General features: G+C 49.0%; 18 protein-coding genes and 2 tRNA genes. 19 read left to right on the top strand and 1 reads right to left on the bottom strand.

Annotated features, from left to right (window positions below; all coding sequences use genetic code 11):
* From FDW97_RS03100 to FDW97_RS03160, 13 genes are all read left to right on the top strand, one after another.
* Positions 1-693, top strand: coding sequence for a hypothetical protein (locus FDW97_RS03100; RefSeq protein ID WP_137350632.1), 693 nt, complete (start codon positions 1-3; stop codon positions 691-693).
* 30 nt (positions 694-723) lie between these two features.
* Entirely contained in the window at positions 724-1,155 is a 432-nt protein-coding gene (locus FDW97_RS03105) for a TcpQ domain-containing protein (protein WP_085048649.1), read from the top strand.
* A 1-nt stretch (position 1,156) separates the two neighbouring features.
* A complete protein-coding gene (locus FDW97_RS03110; protein ID WP_233638375.1) occupies positions 1,157-2,626 on the top strand; it encodes a type II and III secretion system protein in 1,470 nt (489 codons plus the stop codon).
* 12 nt (positions 2,627-2,638) lie between these two features.
* The gene (locus FDW97_RS03115; RefSeq protein ID WP_038634220.1) at positions 2,639-3,181 is read left to right on the top strand and encodes a hypothetical protein; all 543 of its coding nucleotides are present in this window, start codon (positions 2,639-2,641) and stop codon (positions 3,179-3,181) included.
* A 3-nt stretch (positions 3,182-3,184) separates the two neighbouring features.
* A complete protein-coding gene (locus FDW97_RS03120; RefSeq protein ID WP_085048651.1) occupies positions 3,185-4,081 on the top strand; it encodes a hypothetical protein in 897 nt (298 codons plus the stop codon).
* Positions 4,069-4,677, top strand: a complete 609-nt coding sequence (locus FDW97_RS03125) for a hypothetical protein (protein WP_051594486.1) — start codon at positions 4,069-4,071, stop codon at positions 4,675-4,677. Before FDW97_RS03120 ends, FDW97_RS03125 begins: the two co-directional genes overlap by 13 nt.
* A 176-nt stretch (positions 4,678-4,853) precedes the next feature.
* Positions 4,854-6,212 (top strand): ATPase, T2SS/T4P/T4SS family, encoded by a 1,359-nt coding sequence (locus tag FDW97_RS03130; RefSeq protein WP_170973651.1) that lies wholly within the window; start codon positions 4,854-4,856, stop codon positions 6,210-6,212.
* Positions 6,196-7,224, top strand: a complete 1,029-nt coding sequence (locus FDW97_RS03135) for a type II secretion system F family protein (RefSeq protein ID WP_085048653.1) — start codon at positions 6,196-6,198, stop codon at positions 7,222-7,224. The genes FDW97_RS03130 and FDW97_RS03135 overlap by 17 nt, the downstream gene beginning before the upstream one ends.
* Positions 7,225-7,227: 3 nt before the next feature.
* A complete protein-coding gene (locus FDW97_RS03140) occupies positions 7,228-8,064 on the top strand; it encodes a hypothetical protein (protein ID WP_137350633.1) in 837 nt (278 codons plus the stop codon).
* Positions 8,064-8,918, top strand: a complete 855-nt coding sequence (locus tag FDW97_RS03145; RefSeq protein ID WP_085048655.1) for an A24 family peptidase — start codon at positions 8,064-8,066, stop codon at positions 8,916-8,918. Before FDW97_RS03140 ends, FDW97_RS03145 begins: the two co-directional genes overlap by 1 nt.
* A complete protein-coding gene (locus FDW97_RS03150) occupies positions 8,915-10,228 on the top strand; it encodes a M23 family metallopeptidase (protein WP_137350634.1) in 1,314 nt (437 codons plus the stop codon). Before FDW97_RS03145 ends, FDW97_RS03150 begins: the two co-directional genes overlap by 4 nt.
* A 214-nt stretch (positions 10,229-10,442) precedes the next feature.
* Entirely contained in the window at positions 10,443-10,775 is a 333-nt protein-coding gene (secG, locus tag FDW97_RS03155; RefSeq protein ID WP_006687886.1) for a preprotein translocase subunit SecG, read from the top strand.
* 9 nt (positions 10,776-10,784) lie between these two features.
* A tRNA-Leu gene (locus tag FDW97_RS03160) sits at positions 10,785-10,871 on the top strand.
* A gap of 195 nt (positions 10,872-11,066) precedes the next feature.
* Here the strand turns inward: FDW97_RS03160 and argG are convergent.
* Entirely contained in the window at positions 11,067-12,410 is a 1,344-nt protein-coding gene (gene argG / locus FDW97_RS03170) for an argininosuccinate synthase (protein WP_006687887.1), read from the bottom strand.
* Between the two features lie 334 nt (positions 12,411-12,744).
* On the opposite strand from argG, the gene FDW97_RS03175 reads away from it, so the two are divergent.
* From FDW97_RS03175 to truB, 6 genes are all read left to right on the top strand, one after another.
* Positions 12,745-12,821: transfer RNA gene (locus tag FDW97_RS03175), tRNA-Met, on the top strand.
* 207 nt (positions 12,822-13,028) lie between these two features.
* The gene (gene rimP, locus FDW97_RS03180; protein ID WP_003024996.1) at positions 13,029-13,481 is read left to right on the top strand and encodes a ribosome maturation factor RimP; all 453 of its coding nucleotides are present in this window, start codon (positions 13,029-13,031) and stop codon (positions 13,479-13,481) included.
* A gap of 28 nt (positions 13,482-13,509) precedes the next feature.
* Positions 13,510-14,997, top strand: coding sequence for a transcription termination factor NusA (nusA, locus tag FDW97_RS03185; RefSeq protein WP_038634199.1), 1,488 nt, complete (start codon positions 13,510-13,512; stop codon positions 14,995-14,997).
* A gap of 24 nt (positions 14,998-15,021) precedes the next feature.
* Positions 15,022-17,712 carry a translation initiation factor IF-2 gene (infB, locus tag FDW97_RS03190; protein WP_038634196.1) on the top strand — a complete coding sequence of 897 codons (2,691 nt, stop codon included), beginning with the start codon at positions 15,022-15,024 and terminating at the stop codon, positions 17,710-17,712.
* Positions 17,713-17,879: 167 nt separating this feature from the next.
* The gene (gene rbfA, locus FDW97_RS03195) at positions 17,880-18,284 is read left to right on the top strand and encodes a 30S ribosome-binding factor RbfA (RefSeq protein WP_003024988.1); all 405 of its coding nucleotides are present in this window, start codon (positions 17,880-17,882) and stop codon (positions 18,282-18,284) included.
* A complete protein-coding gene (gene truB, locus FDW97_RS03200) occupies positions 18,284-19,228 on the top strand; it encodes a tRNA pseudouridine(55) synthase TruB (RefSeq protein WP_137350636.1) in 945 nt (314 codons plus the stop codon). The genes rbfA and truB overlap by 1 nt, the downstream gene beginning before the upstream one ends.
* Positions 19,229-19,308: the final 80 nt, after the last annotated feature.

A 19,308-nucleotide genomic window follows, 5' to 3' on the forward strand; every position in this document is an offset into this window, starting at 1 on the left:
ATGGCTGGATTTGATATTATTTCGGATTATTACCCTTCCAGTACATATGATGCTTTTGAACTTGTGACTCCGTCAGTGAGTGAATATTCTGGTTATGAACTTTTATCTGCGGATATTACAGATAAGAAAGATTATGTGGCAGCATATGATGACAGTTCAATAAACTCTGGCATGCATCGATTTGCAGTGCAGACCTGCCCTGTCATCGAACAGGAAATTATTTTGCGTGACGCCAACGGTGACGCAATCCTGGATGAAGATGGCAATAAGGAAAAAACAAAAGTTACCCGGGCGTTATATCCACGGTTGTCTGCCAGTATATCTTCTGTCTCAGCTTACAACGATGGCGGCATATCTGGTAGCTATGTCAAACAAAATGAGACTCGCGCCAAATTAGATGATAGCAAGAAAGTAGATTTGCTTGGTGGCGTTACTGTGCAGGTAGAGTTGGCTGAGATGGACGTTTCAAGTGGGGCTCGTGTCGATCATAATGTGGCGCAAAAATACATATTCCCGGGCAGCAAGTATGTATGGGCAGTGACCGCAACGATGGGCATGTATGATTCAGAAACGGGAGCAGGGTTTAGCATAGTAAACCCGCAGACAATATCTTATGTTATTACCAAATGGTGCAGTACGATACCGCAATCAGGTACGCCATATGATTTATTGACGACGACAGAATACAAATAATAGCAATCTGATAAACAGAGGGAAGATAATATGATTATCAGGAAATACTGCCTGCTTTTATTGTCGGTAATGCTTTTGCCGCAGGCTATGGCAAGTAATAATAGTTCATCAGAGATCCATATGACGGCATCTCCAGTGTCTTCTGGTGCGGTTGTTCAACATACCGGCAGAAACCCGTTTACTGGTGACACTTATCACGCGGATGCGCCTTCAGCGCCGCCACTGGTAATTCAGGAAGATAAATTATTAAGCCAGGAAATCAGAAAATGGGTGGAGGCTAATGGCTATAAGCTTTTCTGGAACAGTGCAAAAGATTACCTGGTTTATAACAATATTACGCTGGCAGGGAAATCGGATGACGAGATCCTACAAGAACTTGGCGAGCTGTTTTTTTCTGAGAATTATGGCCTGGTAGTCAAGAAATATCAAAAAAATCGCGTTATTGTTATTGATGAAATGTAAAATGGGTGCAGGGATGAAGATTAAGACAGGGTTGTTAATATTAGCCATTTTTCTTCAGGGTTGTGTCAGCGATTTTGAAGAAAAATATGACTCAGAAAACCAGATTCAGAAGCATTTTAAAGATGCGACCACCCAGGATGAATCAAAAGCGAAGCCGTATATCAAGTACGACCGCGCATACATAGGGAAAAAGGTGGATTACAGCGTTGAGCAGCAGCGAATCATGGGAAAACATGTCAAAATTTCATCCTATGAACCCGCCACGCTGGCAGTCATTATGGACGCTGTCTCTGCACAAACGGGAATCAGTTACCGGATCAACGAGAGTGCGATAGGCGCAAAAGCCGGTGCGTCAAATAACAGCGGTAGCTGGAATACGGCGCGTAGCGTAAAATTTGATGGCACCTTTGAGGCGTTTATCCAGTATATCGCTTCTCTTTATGACGTAAGCCCAAAACTTGATAATCATAACGTTCTTAAAATAAATGTTTATGAAACGTATGTCATTAAGCTGGACTTTTATGGTGAAAACAATAAGACAGAAACGAACCTGGATCTTTCTGGTAACGAGGCGACTTCCAGCGGCGGGTTGACCGGAAAGACCGAAACCAAATTCGAATCATCTTTCTGGGATGATGTGGAGGATATGGCGAAGAATTATATTTCTTCAGGAAACTACAACCTATTCAAAGATTCTTCTGTCTTAATGGTTAACTCAAGACCGTCAGAGTATGAGGCGCTCAATCGTGCGTTAGATAAATATAAAGCGGATAACAGCCGTCAGTTTATTGTTACCTATAAAATTTTCACGCTCGATAAATCGAAAGTGAAACAGCTTTCTGCCGGCGTTAACTTCTCTCTGGATGATGGGCAAAACACCATGAAGATCAGTTCAAGTTTGCTGGACTCATTAACGGGTGGCATATCGGCAGGCTGGAAAAACAGCAATGTTGATATCAGCAGCGGGCTGGATGCGTTATATAAGTTAACGGGTGACCGGACGTTACAAAGCGGTTCCTTTATCACGCGTAACAATATGGCGATACCGCTGAATATGACGAAGTCGCAAAATTACGTCTCCAGCAAAACCCGTACCGTCGATGACAATGGTGAGGTTAACGTCGCGGTCGAAACATCATCCATTATTACAGGGACCAGTTTTATCATCACCCCCCGCGTGCTTTCAGATGGTCGAATTGAGGTAGTGAGTGGTTTCACAAAACGGTATCTGGAAGGCATTGAAACTTATGATGATGTGCAGTTACCGAACGTAAGCACCACGGAATCATTTAATTCGTCAATTATTATGCCGGGCGATCTGCTAATGGTAGGCAAGTATGATGTGAAAGGTGAAAATGGTGGTCTGGAATATCAGGTCTTGGGTATCGGTGACAAAAATGAAGATGAATCTGCGACGATCGTCATGGTAATTGGCGTCGATTATTATCGTCAGCCTATTACTTCCCGATAGGAATAAATGGTTATGGATAAACTGTTACAGGATAATAATATCCTTACCGGTCTGCTCTGGGAACCGGACAGTATGTCTCACCTTGACCCTGGCGCGCAGGCAGCTTTTCGCGGAATGGTAAAGGCTAATCGTCGGGTAATCTATAAAGATTCTGACGGGCGTTTAGCAGTGGGTTATTGTGAGAAAATTTCTACCCTTTATGAGCCTTTTGCGATTTATATTAAAGAGTTATTTGGGGATGGCATCTATTTCTCACATGGTGATGATAATTTCACTTATCTGCTCATTATTAATGGTGGCCGGATTGTCAGTGGAACCGATTGCTTTATAGAGCGCAGCCTGTTTGATGAGCTCATGCGGCACCCGGAACAATATGAACACCTGGAAGTGACGTCGCTGACCGAAGTCCAGCTTTCTGTGGTGATAGAGAAATGCGCGGCGCATCAGCTCTCTCTGAAGCGACGTCGCAGATTCATTATTAGCTCCATTCTGGCTGGTGGTCTGATATTTTTGGCGCTGCTTGCTTTAGCACTTCATTTTCTGGTGGCGGGGTAATTTATGCTGGAAAGTCTCTATTTCTGGAAAGGTAAGAGCGGAATATTTTCTACAAGTCGAATTATAATTATTATTCTGGTTATTGCTTTACTGTTGTGTGGCGCTGGTGCAGGCTATTGGTATTATTTTATAAAGATGCCGCAAGACGAAATGCTTGCTCAGCAACAGCAGGCTGCGCAGAAACTGCTTAACGATAAGGCTTCTGTACATGACTGGTATGAGAAATCATTAGAGGGAATGAGTATTGATTTCGGTATTCGCCTGATTGATGAAATTCATCGCAGCGTTATTCCGTTCGCATTGATTAAACTTCCTGTTGAGGGACGAAGTTATGGCTGTTCGCTAAAGTCGTGTCACATGACTTTTGAAATCGATCCCGCTGCTATTCTGACGCAACCAGAGTTAACTTTCTTTGGTAAAACCTACGCAGCATCATTTCCTGTAAAAAAAGGAAAGAACAGGTCGAATGGGGTTTCACTTGAATACAATGACATGAAAATTGCCCGCAAAGAAAACGGCTTATTAAGCGCGTATAAGAAGAACAAACCTTTGTCGTTATATTCCTGTAATGAGGTTATCTCTTATATCAAAAGCTATAACTCAACGTTGACGGGCGGAAAGGGTAAAAAGAAAAATGGCGAGATTGTATTTAAGACCCTGCCTAAATCGACAGTCGCAGCGCTGGAAAAAACATTAGCGGGGGACGTTAAGGCTTACGGTATGCTTTCAGCAGAGTGGAACATGACGCTGACAAAACCACACTCCACATCAGTGAACGAAGGGATATTATTACAGGTTGCCTTGTATAAACAGGCGTATCGGGATGCCTTTCTTATCAGGAAGATTGAAACAATTAACGATGGAATAAAAGTATCCGGAGGATTAGTATGCAAAGCGTAAAAAATATCATCATATTTGCAGTATTAATGGTGGGATCCGGACTGGTACAGGCCGCTCCGACTACTGACTTGCCGCCTGCACCCAAAAACCAGACCGGTAAACCAGCGCTGGTAGGCAATGGCGAGAAAGCTGCGTCTCCTGAGGTAAAAAATGTCGATGAGAAAGCCCTGAATGAACAGTCAGCGGAACTGACGATGCAGGATCATATTCAGGCACTCGTTGAGCAGGATTATCTATATCAGTCAGAATATCGCAAGCTACAGCAACAGGTTGAACTAGAAAAAATGTTGAGCGAAATTCGTAAGCTGCGCGGTGAAGATAAAATAAAAGCGAGGGCAACTCCAACTCCCGTAATCGAAGCGAAGATCAAGACTGAAAAGAGCGCGCCTGCGGTAAATACAGGTAATAATATTGCGAAGCCGCACGTAGTACTGGAATCAGTCATTGGCGGTCTTTCTCGGGTTGCTATTGCTAATCAACGCGGTGATACATTGTTATACGTCACTCCAGGAAATGTATTTTCCATGGACGGCGCACAATACATTTTAACCAAAGATCGTAAAAACGGGTTGCAAATTAAGGAAGCTAACCCGTGAATATAGATTTTAAACGAATAACGACTGAAGATATATTTTCCGGTCTTTGGGAATATCATGAATTTGAAGGAATAGGCATTAATGCTATTCATGATGGTTATGAGTATTTATTAGTACACACTATCAATATCGATAAGCTATTTGAATACAAGCTCCAGATAAGCCGGCTGAAATCAATGCATAAACGGCCAGTCATTGGCCTGGCGATAGTAACGGAAGAAGATTATTTTCATATACTGGAATTTATCTCTCTTAAAGCCCTTAACGCTGCGCATAATGATATTGATATCACAGACACGCAAAAACAGTTGGTCAATATCTTACAGCGCGTTGTAAATATGGGGGCCAGCGACCTTCATATTACACGGAATGATGTGTTGGCGTTGCTTGAGGCGCGCGTAAATGGCGTATTGATGCCGTTTATGCAGATTAAATCACAGCAGTGTGATGAACTGGTATTTGTTTTGTACAACGTAGAGGCTACAACCAGAGATACAACATGGAACCGGGCAATTCCGCAGAATGCGAATATTCTCTACAGTCTTAACGGTAAACCGTACCGCTTCCGTTATGCCCATTTTCCCATTTTTGGCGAAACGGCGGATTGTTACCATGCTGTGCTGCGTATTATTCCTTCCGGTTTGCAAAAAGATAACCTGGGCTCGCTGGATAAAATAGGCGTTTCGTCTGCCGAAATTGCCGATTTGAAAAAGATCCTTAGCAACCCTTATGGCGCGTATGTCATTGCGGGAACGACAGGTTCGGGCAAATCCACCACGCTGAAAAACCTGATGGAATGGCTACAAATTAACCGCTATGACGATCGCGGCTGCTTTTTGACGGTCGAAGATCCCGTGGAATATCAGATATACGGCGCCAAGCAAAGCTCCGTTGTCAGCGTCGAGGGGGGAGGCTTCCACGCCGCGATTAAATCCGCGTTACGCCGCGACCCGGATGTACTGATGGTGGGGGAGATTCGTGACAATGTTTCAGCTAACGCCCTAGCGGGCGCCGTTGAGAGTGGGCATTACTGTTTTACCACCGTGCATGCGGGCAATATCGTTTCACTCCTGCAGCGTATGTCCGCATTAGGTATCAGCAGTGACAAGCTCTCCACGCCAGGCTTCGTTGCTGGGTTGCAGTGTCAGAAACTGGTGCCGGTGCTTTGCGATACCTGTAAGCAAGTCCATGAAGAGATTACCCTTTCCGGCCGCACTTTTACTCTGTTCCGGGCAAGCGAGAAGGGGTGTGTAAAGTGTAAGAAGAGCGGTATCAAAGGACGGCAGCTGGCGATGGAGTATTTTTTGCCAACCTATGACGAACTGGCGGCTATCTCCCGGCAGGAGTGGCTTAATGTTTACACCCTGTGGCGGGAAAAAAGAAAGACAGCGGTAGGACTTGCTGAAGGGTTTGAGATCCGTGAAAAAGTCATGGCGCATGTGCTGCTTGGTCGTGTGGATGCGCGCTGGTACGCAATGGAATTTGGCGTATTGCCAACAGAAGATCTGGAGATGATCGTTGAAAAAATTCAGTAAGAAACAGCGCATCTATATCTACCAGTTTTGCGCAGACATGATTAAGGCCGGTCTGCCTTTGTATGATTCGATGCAAAAACTGCAAAAAGAAGGTCAATCTTTACTGGGGAAAGCCTTTAGTAAACGGTTGATGGATCTTATCACGCAAATGAAGCAGGAAACATCCGTTGCGGCTGTTTTCGAAGGTATGGTGCCGAATTCTGAACTGAGTGTGATCACCGCGGCGGAGAAAAGCGGCAGCCTTTCTGATGGATTTTTTACCCTGGTTTCGATTATTAAATACAACGATGAACTGCGTAAAAAGATCATCGGTGCGCTTATATTTCCCCTGATAATGATTACCTTGTCGTTAATTGTTATTGCCGGCTATTCGCAAAAGGTATTCCCCGCCTTTGCCTCCGTTGTGCCGATTGATAAATGGCCAACCGTGACACAGAATCTCTATAATTTTGGCGTGGCACTTTACGAGGGGTTGTGGCTAAAAATTCTACTGGGATTTATCTTTCTGGTTATCTTTTCACGGCTGACAATGGCCAATTTTAGCGGCACAATAAGGAATAAGGTTCTCGACAGAATTATGCCGTTCTCAACTTATCGGCAGCTAACTTCCTCCATTTTTTTGAATAATTTGTCGCTAATGTTGAGTAACAATATTCCTCTGACGGATGCGCTTTCAATTATTCAGCTCAATGCTAACCGTTGGCTAAAATGGCATCTTTTCACCATGCTGGAGAAAATGGCGCACGGCGTGAATTATGGCAAAGCGCTCGATACCGGACTGATGGGCGCGGAAGAGTTACTCAACATCAGCCTGTATGCCGATCTCCCCTCGTTTAATGAGGTTTTGCTCTCGGTATCGGAGCGTTCCCGCGAACATATACAGGAATATATTAAAAAACTTGCCGGACTGTTAAAGAACTTAGCCACCGTTATCCTGGGCGGGAGTGTAATCTGGGTGTTTCTGGCGCTGTTCTCATTAATGGATACGTTATCGAAAAGTGCAGTAGGATGATTCATGGATGGATTAAATATGAATATATTCAACAGGAAATACCTGGCGGCTCTGGGCTGTTTATGGCTTATTTTTAGCGCGCCACAGGCGTTTTCCGCCAATAAATATGGTTTTGGTAGTGTATTGAGAATGTGTCCGTTTTGGTCAACTCCGTTTCCCGTTGGGTTTAGAATGCCTGCCCCCGGCCTCAAAACTTATGTATTAGATATGGAGGTCAACTTAATCTATATATCTGCCGATAATACAGCCGACATTGACGATTACGTCAATTTATATAATGTCAATGGTGTAGAAACATGGCCTGGAACTGGAATATTAAAAGGTAATGCAACGGCGGCGTGTAAGACCTCTTCGGCATGTCAAAAAAGCAGCAGCGGAACCGTAGGAAAAGGCGTTTCTGCCTATGATTCGCTAGCAGCTGAATTTACGGGAGAAGACATTCGTGTTGCTCAAAAGTCGATCAGCCCATCGAGTAGCTCATCATTCACTTGGTTTTATTTGCCAGTGAGGAAATATAAGCTATTGCGCATTGAGGTGTTTGTGCCCAATCAGCTTGATAACGGAGTTGGCCATTCAGAGCCGTTTTTTGTGGAATACCGCGCAGCAGGCAACAAAGACGAGCTGCAACTTGTTTCTATGGGAGGAACCGCGGCGGCGGGGAATTTTAACGGGGTTAATTTACCTGATACGCTGCGCTTAACGCAAAATTCTGGCCTGCAAATCTGGCTAAACCATAGCACGTCAACTCCGGCGGATGATGTTTCTGATTTGTTGCCCTATGCGAAGGTCTTTCCATTCCAGTCGACTCAGTTAGCTTCTCTGCCGGAAAGTTGTCAATAATGCGCATGACGAATATAGAAGCTTTCTTCTCACCTGGCTATCCCTGGCTCGCGCTGCTTCTGGGATTATTCATTGGCAGCTTTCTCAACGTCGTTATTTATCGCTTACCGATAATGCTGATGCGTGAAACCGCAGACGATGAAGAAAGAAACGCGCTTCCCGCGGTAAATTTATGGTGGCCGCCGTCTCACTGCCCATGCTGCCAGCACAATGTTATGCCCTGGGATAACATTCCCGTGGTGAGCTGGTTGCTGTTACGCGGCAGATGTCGCCATTGCCATTGCACAATTTCGGGTATTTATCCGTTAAGTGAGGCGGTCATTGGCGTTGTGTTTTGCACTCTGGTTTACTGGCTTTATCCGCAATATAGCTTACTCCAGCTCGCGTTCATGGCGTTATTTCTCTGCCTGTTGTACACCCTTGCGGTTATCGACATCCGCACCTTTTTGCTTCCTGACTGCCTGGTGTTTTTATTGCTGTGGGCGGGACTTATTGCCTCTGTACGCCACCTTATTCCAATTTCACCGCGGGATAGCGTAATGGGCGCCGTTTTTATATGGGGCTTTACCTGGCTAATGGCCGAAGGTTACCGCTGGATAACCGGTCGGGAAGGTTTCGGTAAAGGGGACGTTAAGCTGTTCGCCGCGTGTGCGACATGGTTAGGGGTGGAAAATATTGCGGTGCTGATGCTGGGCTCAGCCCTGTTGGGTCTTTGCCTGTTTCTGTTTCGCTACTTCTATATCCGCAGATTCGCGCCGCAGGGGGAGCTGGCGAAACAGGGATACATACCATTTGGCCCGGCGATCGTTGTGATGTCGATCTATCTAATGTATACGGCGGTGCTTAACCTGTGATCACTCTTCTGCTTTCGTTACTTTTGCTGCGCGCTGCGCCAGATATGTATCGGGACGAGGTTGCGCGTGATGAATTCAGCGTGACGGTATCGCTCATTCCGCCCGCTCCACGACAATACACTACCGTGCCAGCCATGACGGGGCGAATACCACGTACGCTTTATTTATTGTCGCTGCCAGTATGGCGGCCAGTGCATCAGCAGAAAACCTGTGCAACAGCGGTGCTGATGAATCAGCCGCCAGTAACAACATCGCCTTTAATACGGCAGCGCTATCAGCCTTGTTTCGATGATCTTCAGACTGGTAAACACCATGCGAACCTTATTGAGACCCGACGGGAAACCGACCCTCTCTCCTGTCGCATCAGCGCTGCTACCTTGTCACGTCGCGCTTTTATGACGTGGCCCTCTGACGTTACGGTGAACGCCGATGCCGATGATGATCTTTCCTGCGCGCAGGTTATGGCGCTGGCAAGCTTCTTTCCTGCTGGCGTTGTATCTACCGATCGCTTTGCAACCAATCCGGCTCCTGATAATGATACGGCGAGCAGCTTTTTTTCGGTGCTGAATCTGACGATCCCCACGAACAGCGCCCCAGCGCCAAACTGGCAGTCTTTATCGAATCGTCATGCCGTTTCTGAGGTCGATACCCTGCCTGCCGGGGCGTTTATCTTCCCCCTGACGCACGAAATTGTTGTAACGTCTCCTTATGGCATGCGTTACCACCCGGTCACCCGTCAGTTTATGCGGCATGAAGGCGTGGATCTGCGCGCACCGGTAAATAGCCCGGTAATGTCGGTTGCCGATGGCGAAGTGACGGCGACCGGCTATGGTCCGGTGACGGGGTTCTATATTACCGTCAGTCATGCCGATGGCTGGAGCAGCCGCTATTTGCATTTAAATACGCTTCAGGTTCATAAAGGCGATAAGGTATTCAGAGGCAATGTTATCGCCTTATCAGGGGCGACCGGGCGAATCAACGGTCCTCATCTCCACCTGGAACTCAGCCATCATCACCAGTTGGTAAACCCAATGGAGGTGCTTTTTGCGTCGACATTAAACCCCAATGCCAGGCGGGTGTCGCACGTGGCAGATACACAGGCGGTTATCGAGCCGGTGGATATGACGCCGACCATCGCTTTGATTAGTGGGGAAGGGGAGAATTTGCAGATAGGCGTGCGCGTCGGTAAAAAAACCACCTTCTACGCGCAGAGAGAACCCGTAGAGACGCCGGATGGCGTATGGCGCATTGTTAAACGGTATGGAAAATACAGGCTCGTGAAAGTGTCGCCGGAAGCGAAACCCGAATAGCCGGCTGTTTTATAGCCGTTTTTCCGCCGTTAACCGGCAGAATGCGGCGCTTTTGCTGTTTTTTTCCGCAGTTGATACAATGCACTAAAAATGCCCTTGCGAAGGTGATTCGCTTTGGTTAGTATTCACACCCGCTTCAGTGGGAAACAGTAAATATTCCCGCTTTAATGGTCGAAGCATTGTACGCGGCAACTCCGCAAGGAACAGGTTGATTATGCACGAAGCTCTTTTAGTAGTTTTCCTTATTGTGGCAATTGGCCTGGTAGGCTTGATCATGCTGCAGCAAGGTAAAGGCGCTGATATGGGAGCCTCTTTTGGCGCAGGCGCTTCTGGTACTCTGTTTGGTTCAAGTGGTTCTGGTAACTTCATGACCCGTATGACAGCTGTATTGGGAACCTTGTTCTTCATCATCAGTCTGGTGCTGGGTAACATGAACAGCAATAAGACCAATAAAGGAAGTGAGTGGGAAAATCTGAGCGCACCGGCGAAAACCGAGCAAACTCAGCCAGCTGCTCCGGCTCAGCCGACCAGCGATATCCCACACTAAGTATTCTGTACCGAGGTGGTGGAATTGGTAGACACGCTACCTTGAGGTGGTAGTGCCCTAACGGGCTTGTGGGTTCGAGTCCCATCCTCGGTACCAAATTCCAGAAAAAGACGCTGCAAAGCGTCTTTTTTTTCGTCTGTTACTCGTGGCTGTCTGTAGGTCGGATAAGGCGTTTACGCCGCCATCCGACATTATTGCAACGCCTGATGGCGCTACGTTTATCAGGCCTACAGACACCTTATATTCCGCGCATAAAAAAGGCCGCTTTCGCGGCCTTAAAATGATGAATGCTTACTTTGCTTTGTTTTCCAGATTCTCAACCTGCGGCAGGCCGGTCGTTGAAGAGGCGGTCAACAGACCGGCTTTCGCGTAGCCGAAAAGCTTCTCGCGGGTATCGGTGATATCCAGATTACGCATTGTCAGCTGGCCGATACGATCGTCAGGTGAGAATACTGACTCGCCTTTCTCCATGGTCAGACGTTCTGGCTTGTAAGTCAGATTATCAGAGACGGTATTGAGGATGGAGTAGTCGTTGCCGCGGCGCAGCTCCAGCGTCACTTCGCCGGTAATCTGGCTGGCGACCCAACGCTGCAGACCATCACGCAGCATCAACGCCTGCGAGTCGAACCAGCGGCCCTGGTACAGTAGTTTGCCCAACTGACGGCCATGAGAGTGATATTGCTCAATGGTGTCTTCGTTATGGATACCGGTCAGCAGACGCTCGTAAGCGATGTGCAGCAGCGCCATCCCCGGGGCTTCATAGATACCACGGCTCTTAGCTTCAATAATACGGTTTTCAATCTGATCGCTCATGCCCAGACCGTGACGACCGCCGATGCGGTTGGCTTCCAGCATCATCTCAACGTCGTCGCTGAAGGTTTTACCGTTTAGCGCTACAGGATGACCCTGTTCAAAGCGTACGGTCACTTCTTCTGCCGGGATCTTCACGCTCTCATCCCAGAACTTCACGCCCATAATCGGGTTGACGATTTTGACGCTGGAATTCAGGAATTCCAGGTCTTTTGCTTCGTGGGTCGCGCCGAGCATATTGGAGTCAGTGGAGTACGCTTTCTCGACAGACATTTTGTAGTCGAAACCGCAGGCGATCATAAATTCGGACATCTCATGGCGACCACCCAACTCGTCGATAAAATCGGTATCCAACCATGGTTTGTAAATCTGCAGTTCCGCGTTGGTCAGCAGGCCGTAACGATAGAAACGTTCAATATCGTTGCCTTTATAGGTGCTGCCGTCACCCCAGATATTCACGCCATCTTCTTTCATGGCGGCAACCAGCATGGTGCCGGTGACTGCACGGCCCAGTGGGGTGGTATTAAAATAGGTTAGTCCGCCAGTAGTGTTGTGGAATGCGCCGCACTGAATGGCTGCGATCCCTTCGGCAACCAGTTGCTTACGGCAATCTACCAGGCGAGCATTCTCAGCACCATATTCCATTGCGCGGCGAGGAATGGCGTCATAGTCATCCTCATCCGGCTGGCCCAAATTCGCAGTATATGCATATGGGACAGCCCCTTTTTGTCGCATCCACAGCAGTGCTGCACTGGTGTCCAGGCCGCCGGAAAAAGCGATACCAATACGTTGACCTACCGGGAGATGCTTGAGAATCGTCGTCATAAAATAAAACCCTGCTTGATAGACTGGTGAAGAGGTCGGCTTATTATACTAAATGCATTTTTATGCAAAATAAATGAGTTTTCATTTAATCATCTTTTCTGGATGACAGGAAGAGTTTAGTGATAATTTCGTTAAATAACGGCGCGGCCGGTACATTTATCTTGATTACCACCCGCTGGTCAGCATTCATTGATTTGCATAGTGGTAACAAGGTTGACATAACACATAGAGTATCAATATACTGTGCGCAGATTTTACGTCCCGTCCTCGGTACCAAATCCCAGCAGTATTTGCATTTTTTACCCAAAACGAGTAAAATTTGCCACGTTTCAGGCGCGGGGTGGAGCAGCCTGGTAGCTCGTCGGGCTCATAACCCGAAGGTCGTCGGTTCAAATCCGGCCCCCGCAACCACTTTCCCTTAGAGTTCTTTTTCAAATATACTGTGAAGACTTAGGCCTTCGTAGCTGGATTTGAAAAAAATTCTTTCGGAAGGTTCTCCGAACCGCAGGTGCGGTTATAGGGTTCAGTTATCTAAAGCCCCGATTTATCGGGGTTTTTTGTTATCTGACTACAGAATAACTGGGCTTTAGGCCCTTTTTTTATGTCTTGGGGGTGGGCTTGTCCACATTAGAGCAAAAATTAACAGAGATGATTACAGCCCCGGTTGAAGCCCTGGGCTACGAACTGGTCGGCATCGAATTTATTCGCGGTCGCACATCCACACTGCGCATCTATATTGATAGTGAAGATGGCATCAATGTTGATGATTGTGCTGATGTGAGCCATCAGGTAAGCGCCGTGATGGATGTCGAAGACCCAATCACCGTTGCCTATAACCTGGAAGTTTCCTCGCCGGGTCTCGACCGTCCTCTGTTCACTGCTGAACACTACGTGCGTTTCCTGGGGGAAGAAGTCACGCTGGTTCTTCGTATGGCGGTTCAAAACCGTCGTAAATGGCAGGGCGTTATCAAAGCGGTGGACGGTGAGATGATCACGGTCACAGTCGAAGGTAAAGATGAAGTGTTCGCGCTGAGTAATATCCAGAAGGCGAACCTGGTTCCCCACTTTTAACAGTCTGGATTGAGGTGAAAAGCCCGCGATGAACAAAGAAATTTTGGCTGTTGTTGAAGCCGTATCCAACGAAAAAGCGCTGCCACGCGAGAAAATTTTTGAAGCGCTGGAAAGTGCGCTGGCTACAGCAACAAAGAAAAAATATGAGCAAGAGATCGACGTCCGCGTAGAAATTGATCGTAAAAGCGGTGATTTCGATACCTTCCGTCGTTGGGTAATCGTAGAAGAAGTTACCCAGCCAACCAAAGAAATTACGCTGGAAGCGGCACGCTTCGAAGACGAAAGCCTGAACGTGGGCGACTATGTTGAAGATCAGATTGAATCTGTCACCTTTGACCGTATCACCACCCAGACTGCGAAACAGGTTATCGTACAGAAAGTACGTGAAGCTGAACGCGCAATGGTTGTTGATCAGTTCCGCGAACACGAAGGCGAAATCGTTACGGGTGTGGTGAAAAAAGTTAACCGTGACAACATTTCCCTGGATCTGGGCAGCAATGCTGAAGCCGTGATCCTGCGCGAAGACATGCTGCCGCGTGAAAACTTCCGCCCTGGCGACCGTATTCGTGGCGTTCTGTACTCTGTGCGCCCGGAAGCGCGCGGCGCGCAACTGTTCGTCACCCGTTCCAAACCGGAAATGCTGGTTGAGTTGTTCCGCATTGAAGTGCCAGAAATTGGCGAAGAAGTGATTGAAATTAAAGCGGCTGCTCGCGATCCGGGCTCTCGTGCGAAAATCGCCGTTAAGACCAACGATAAGCGTATTGATCCGGTCGGCGCGTGTGTGGGTATGCGCGGTGCGCGCGTTCAGGCGGTCTCTACCGAACTGGGCGGCGAGCGTATCGATATCGTCCTGTGGGATGATAACCCGGCGCAGTTCGTGATTAACGCAATGGCGCCAGCAGATGTCGCTTCTATCGTGGTGGATGAAGACAAACACACCATGGATATCGCGGTTGAAGCCGGTAACCTGGCTCAGGCGATTGGACGTAACGGTCAGAACGTCCGCCTGGCTTCACAACTGAGCGGTTGGGAACTCAACGTAATGACCGTTGATGACCTGCAAGCGAAGCATCAGGCTGAAGCACATGCCGCCATCGATACCTTCACCAAATATCTCGATATCGATGAAGATTTCGCGACAGTTCTGGTGGAAGAAGGTTTTGCGACGCTGGAAGAACTGGCCTACGTGCCAATGAAAGAACTGCTGGAAATTGACGGCCTTGATGAACCGACCGTTGAAGCGCTGCGCGAGCGTGCTAAAAACGCACTGACCACTCTGGCACTGGCCCAGGAAGAAAGCCTCGGTGATAACAAACCGGCTGACGATCTGCTGAATCTGGAAGGATTGGATCGCGATATGGCCTTCAAACTGGCTGCCCGTGGTGTTTGTACGCTGGAAGATCTCGCCGAACAGGGCATTGATGATCTGGCTGATATCGAAGGGTTGACCGACGAAAAAGCCGGTGAGCTGATTATGGCTGCCCGTAATATTTGCTGGTTCGGTGACGAAGCGTAATAAACTGTAGCAGGAAGGAACAGTATGACAGATGTAACCGTAAAAACGCTGGCTGCAGAGATACAGACCTCCGTGGATCGCCTGGTACAGCAATTTGCTGATGCAGGTATCCGGAAGTCTGCTGATGACTCTGTGTCCGCACAAGAGAAACAAACCTTACTGGCGCATCTGAACCGTGAGAACGGCTCAGCGCCGGATAAGTTGACATTGCAGCGTAAAACGCGCAGTACTCTCAATATTCCAGGTACCGGTGGGAAAAGCAAATCGGTACAAATCGAAGTCCGCAAGACACGCACCTTTGTGAAACGCGATCCGCAAGAGGCTGAACGCCTGGCCGCGGAAGAGCAGGCGCAGCGTGAAGCGGAAGAGCAAGCCCGTCGTGAGGCAGAAGAAGCTGCCAAACGCGAGGCGCAACAAAAAGCCGAACGTGAGGCCGCAGAACAAGCTAAGCGTGAAGCCGCTGATAAAGCGAAACGTGAAGCTGCGGAAAAAGACAAAGTGAGCAATCAACAGACCGACGATATGACTAAAACCGCCCAGGCCGAAAAAGCCCGCCGTGAAAATGAAGCCGCAGAACTGAAACGTAAAGCGGAAGAAGAAGCACGTCGCAAGCTTGAAGAAGAAGCTCGCCGCGTAGCGGAAGAAGCTCGCCGTATGGCGGAAGAAAACGAGAAAAATGGTGTGGATAACGCTGAACCTGTTGAAGATACCAGCGATTATCACGTCACGACTTCTCAGCACGCTCGCCAGGCAGAAGACGAAAACGATCGTGAAGTTGAAGGCGGCCGTGGTCGTACTCGCAGCGCGAAAGCCGCGCGTCCGGCGAAGAAAGGCAACAAACACGCTGAATCGAAAGCCGACCGTGAAGAAGCGCGCGCCGCAGTTCGTGGTGGTAAAGGCGGTAAACAGCGTAAAGGTTCCGCTCTGCAGCAGGGCTTCCAGAAGCCAGCTCAGGCCGTTAACCGTGACGTTGTGATCGGCGAAACCATCACCGTTGGCGAACTGGCTAACAAGATGGCGGTTAAAGGCTCTCAGGTCATCAAAGCGATGATGAAACTGGGCGCAATGGCGACCATCAACCAGGTCATCGACCAGGAAACCGCACAACTGGTTGCCGAAGAGATGGGCCACAAAGTTATCCTGCGTCGTGAAAACGAGCTGGAAGAAGCAGTAATGAGCGACCGTGACACCGGCGCTGCGGCTGAACCGCGCGCACCGGTTGTAACCATCATGGGTCACGTTGACCACGGTAAAACCTCCCTGCTGGACTACATTCGTTCTACGAAAGTGGCTTCTGGCGAAGCGGGCGGCATTACTCAGCACATCGGTGCGTACCACGTTGAAACTGACAACGGTATGATCACCTTCCTGGATACCCCGGGTCACGCCGCGTTTACCTCTATGCGTGCTCGTGGTGCTCAGGCAACGGATATCGTGGTTCTGGTTGTTGCAGCAGACGACGGCGTGATGCCGCAGACCATCGAAGCTATCCAGCACGCGAAAGCGGCAGGTGTGCCGGTGGTGGTTGCAGTCAACAAAATCGATAAGCCAGAAGCGGATCCGGATCGCGTTAAAAACGAACTGTCCCAGTACGGCATCATGCCGGAAGAGTGGGGCGGCGAAAGCCAGTTCGTCCACGTTTCTGCGAAAGCCGGTACCGGTATCGACGAACTGCTGGATGCGATCCTGCTGCAGGCCGAAGTTCTGGAGCTGAAAGCTGTTCGTAAAGGTATGGCGAGCGGCGCGGTAATCGAATCCTTCCTGGATAAAGGTCGTGGTCCGGTTGCTACCGTCCTGGTGCGTGAAGGTACGCTGCATAAAGGCGACATCGTACTGTGTGGCTTCGAATACGGCCGCGTGCGTGCGATGCGTAACGAACTGGGTCAGGAAGTTCTGGAAGCAGGTCCGTCCATTCCGGTGGAAATCCTCGGTCTGTCCGGTGTTCCGGCTGCCGGTGACGAAGTGACCGTGGTGCGTGACGAGAAGAAAGCCCGTGAAGTTGCACTGTATCGTCAGGGCAAATTCCGTGAAGTTAAACTGGCTCGTCAGCAGAAATCTAAACTTGAGAACATGTTCGCCAACATGACCGATGGCGAAGTTCACGAAGTGAACGTCGTACTGAAAGCTGACGTACAGGGTTCTGTAGAAGCGATCTCCGACTCCTTACTGAAACTGTCTACCGACGAAGTGAAAGTGAAGATCATCGGTTCCGGCGTAGGTGGTATCACTGAAACCGACGCGACCCTGGCTGCGGCGTCCAACGCGATTCTGGTTGGCTTCAACGTCCGTGCTGATGCTTCTGCGCGTAAAGTGATCGAATCTGAAAGTCTGGATCTGCGTTACTATTCCGTCATCTATCATCTGATCGACGAAGTGAAAGCGGCGATGAGCGGTATGCTGTCTCCGGAACTGAAACAGCAGATCATTGGTCTGGCTGAAGTGCGCGATGTGTTTAAATCACCGAAATTTGGTGCGATCGCGGGCTGTATGGTTACCGAAGGTACTATCAAGCGTCACAACCCAATCCGCGTCCTGCGCGACAACGTGGTTATCTATGAAGGCGAGCTGGAATCCCTGCGCCGCTTCAAAGATGACGTTAACGAAGTCCGTAACGGTATGGAATGTGGTATCGGCGTTAAGAACTACAACGACGTTCGCGTTGGCGATATGATCGAAGTGTTCGAGATCATCGAGATCAAACGTACTATCGCATAATCTTCGTAATGCCCGGTGGTACTTCGTTTACCGGGCCTACGTTAGGATTGTTAGCCGGGTTGTAGGCCTGATAAGCGTAGCGCCATCAGGCTTTAAAGCGCCACCCGGCAAGAAATTTAAAAAGGGGCTTATGGCCCCTTTTTTGTCATTATTCTGGAGAATTTATTATGGCGAAAGAATTTGGTCGCCCGCAGCGTGTGGCGCAGGAGATGCAGAAAGAAATCGCACTCATCTTGCAACGCGAAATCAAAGATCCGCGCGTAGGCATGATGACTACCGTATCTGGTGTTGAGATGTCCCGTGACCTGGCGTATGCCAAAGTATTCGTGACTTTCCTTAACGACCAGGACGAAGCGGCTGTGAAAAACGGCATTAAGGCCCTGCAGGAAGCCTCTGGTTTTATCCGCTCCCTGCTGGGGAAAGCGATGCGTCTGCGTATCGTGCCTGAACTGACCTTCTTCTACGACAACTCGTTGGTTGAAGGGATGCGTATGTCTAACCTGGTGACCAGCGTGGTGAAACATGACGATGAACGTCGTGTGAACCCAGCGGACGACAGCAAGGAGGACTGATGAGTCGTCCTCGTCGTCGTGGTCGCGACATTCACGGTGTCCTGCTGCTGGATAAGCCGCAGGGCATGTCCAGCAATGACGTACTGCAAAAAGTAAAGCGCATCTACAATGCCAACCGTGCGGGTCATACCGGCGCGCTGGATCCGCTGGCGACGGGCATGCTGCCTATCTGCCTCGGCGAAGCGACGAAGTTTTCACAGTATTTGCTGGATTCTGACAAACGCTATCGCGTAGTAGCCCGCCTGGGGCAACGTACTGACACCTCCGATGCTGACGGGCAAATCGTGCAGGAACGTCCGGTAACCTTCAGCGCAGAGCAACTTGCGAGCGCACTGGAGACTTTCCGCGGCGATATCGAGCAGATTCCGTCAATGTATTCGGCGCTGAAGTATCAGGGTAAAAAGCTGTACGAATATGCGCGTCAGGGCATTGAAGTGCCGCGTGAAGCGCGCCCGATTACCGTCTATGAGCTGCTGTTTATTCGCCATGAAGGTAACGAGCTGGAGCTGGAAGTTCACTGCTCCAAAGGCACCTATATTCGCACTATTATCGACGATCTGGGCGAGAAGCTCAGCTGTGGTGCGCACGTAACGTACCTGCGTCGTCTGACGGTCAGCAAGTATCCGGTGGATCGTATGGTGACGCTGGAACACTTGCGCGAGCTGGTTGAACAGGCTGAGCAGCAGAACATTCCGGCCGCTCAGTTGCTTGATCCCTTGCTGATGCCAATGGACAGTCCAGCATCGGACTATCCTGTTGTTAATTTGCCTTTAACATCGTCGGTTTACTTTAAAAATGGTAACCCGGTACGTACGACAGGTGTCCCGCTGGAAGGCCTGGTGCGTGTGACGGAAGGCGATGACGGCAAATTTATCGGCATGGGGGAGATCGACGATGAAGGTCGTGTCGCTCCCCGTCGCCTGGTGGTTGAGTATCCTGCATAGCGCTCTCTGTCTTGCGATAAAAGGGCGCTGCGAGTAGAATACTGCCGCTTAACGTCGCGTGAATTGTTTAACAATCTGCG

Source organism: Citrobacter sp. wls708 (assembly GCF_005281255.1).
Taxonomy (GTDB): domain Bacteria; phylum Pseudomonadota; class Gammaproteobacteria; order Enterobacterales; family Enterobacteriaceae; genus Citrobacter; species Citrobacter werkmanii.

Bases quoted from the DNA above. Each gene is read 5' to 3' on its own strand.
- FDW97_RS03140 (WP_137350633.1), top strand. From the start codon at position 7,228: ATGGATGGATTAAATATGAATATATTCAACAGGAAATACCTGGCGGCT.
- infB (WP_038634196.1), top strand. From the start codon at position 15,022: ATGACAGATGTAACCGTAAAAACGCTGGCTGCAGAGATACAGACCTCC.
- nusA (WP_038634199.1), top strand. From the start codon at position 13,510: ATGAACAAAGAAATTTTGGCTGTTGTTGAAGCCGTATCCAACGAAAAA.
- FDW97_RS03130 (WP_170973651.1), top strand. From the start codon at position 4,854: ATGCATAAACGGCCAGTCATTGGCCTGGCGATAGTAACGGAAGAAGAT.
- FDW97_RS03100 (WP_137350632.1), top strand. From the start codon at position 1: ATGGCTGGATTTGATATTATTTCGGATTATTACCCTTCCAGTACATAT.
- FDW97_RS03120 (WP_085048651.1), top strand. From the start codon at position 3,185: ATGCTGGAAAGTCTCTATTTCTGGAAAGGTAAGAGCGGAATATTTTCT.
- FDW97_RS03105 (WP_085048649.1), top strand. From the start codon at position 724: ATGATTATCAGGAAATACTGCCTGCTTTTATTGTCGGTAATGCTTTTG.
- rbfA (WP_003024988.1), top strand. From the start codon at position 17,880: ATGGCGAAAGAATTTGGTCGCCCGCAGCGTGTGGCGCAGGAGATGCAG.
- truB (WP_137350636.1), top strand. From the start codon at position 18,284: ATGAGTCGTCCTCGTCGTCGTGGTCGCGACATTCACGGTGTCCTGCTG.
- FDW97_RS03110 (WP_233638375.1), top strand. From the start codon at position 1,157: ATGGGTGCAGGGATGAAGATTAAGACAGGGTTGTTAATATTAGCCATT.
- secG (WP_006687886.1), top strand. From the start codon at position 10,443: ATGCACGAAGCTCTTTTAGTAGTTTTCCTTATTGTGGCAATTGGCCTG.
- FDW97_RS03115 (WP_038634220.1), top strand. From the start codon at position 2,639: ATGGATAAACTGTTACAGGATAATAATATCCTTACCGGTCTGCTCTGG.
- FDW97_RS03145 (WP_085048655.1), top strand. From the start codon at position 8,064: ATGCGCATGACGAATATAGAAGCTTTCTTCTCACCTGGCTATCCCTGG.
- FDW97_RS03125 (WP_051594486.1), top strand. From the start codon at position 4,069: ATGCAAAGCGTAAAAAATATCATCATATTTGCAGTATTAATGGTGGGA.
- argG (WP_006687887.1), bottom strand. From the start codon at position 12,410: ATGACGACGATTCTCAAGCATCTCCCGGTAGGTCAACGTATTGGTATC.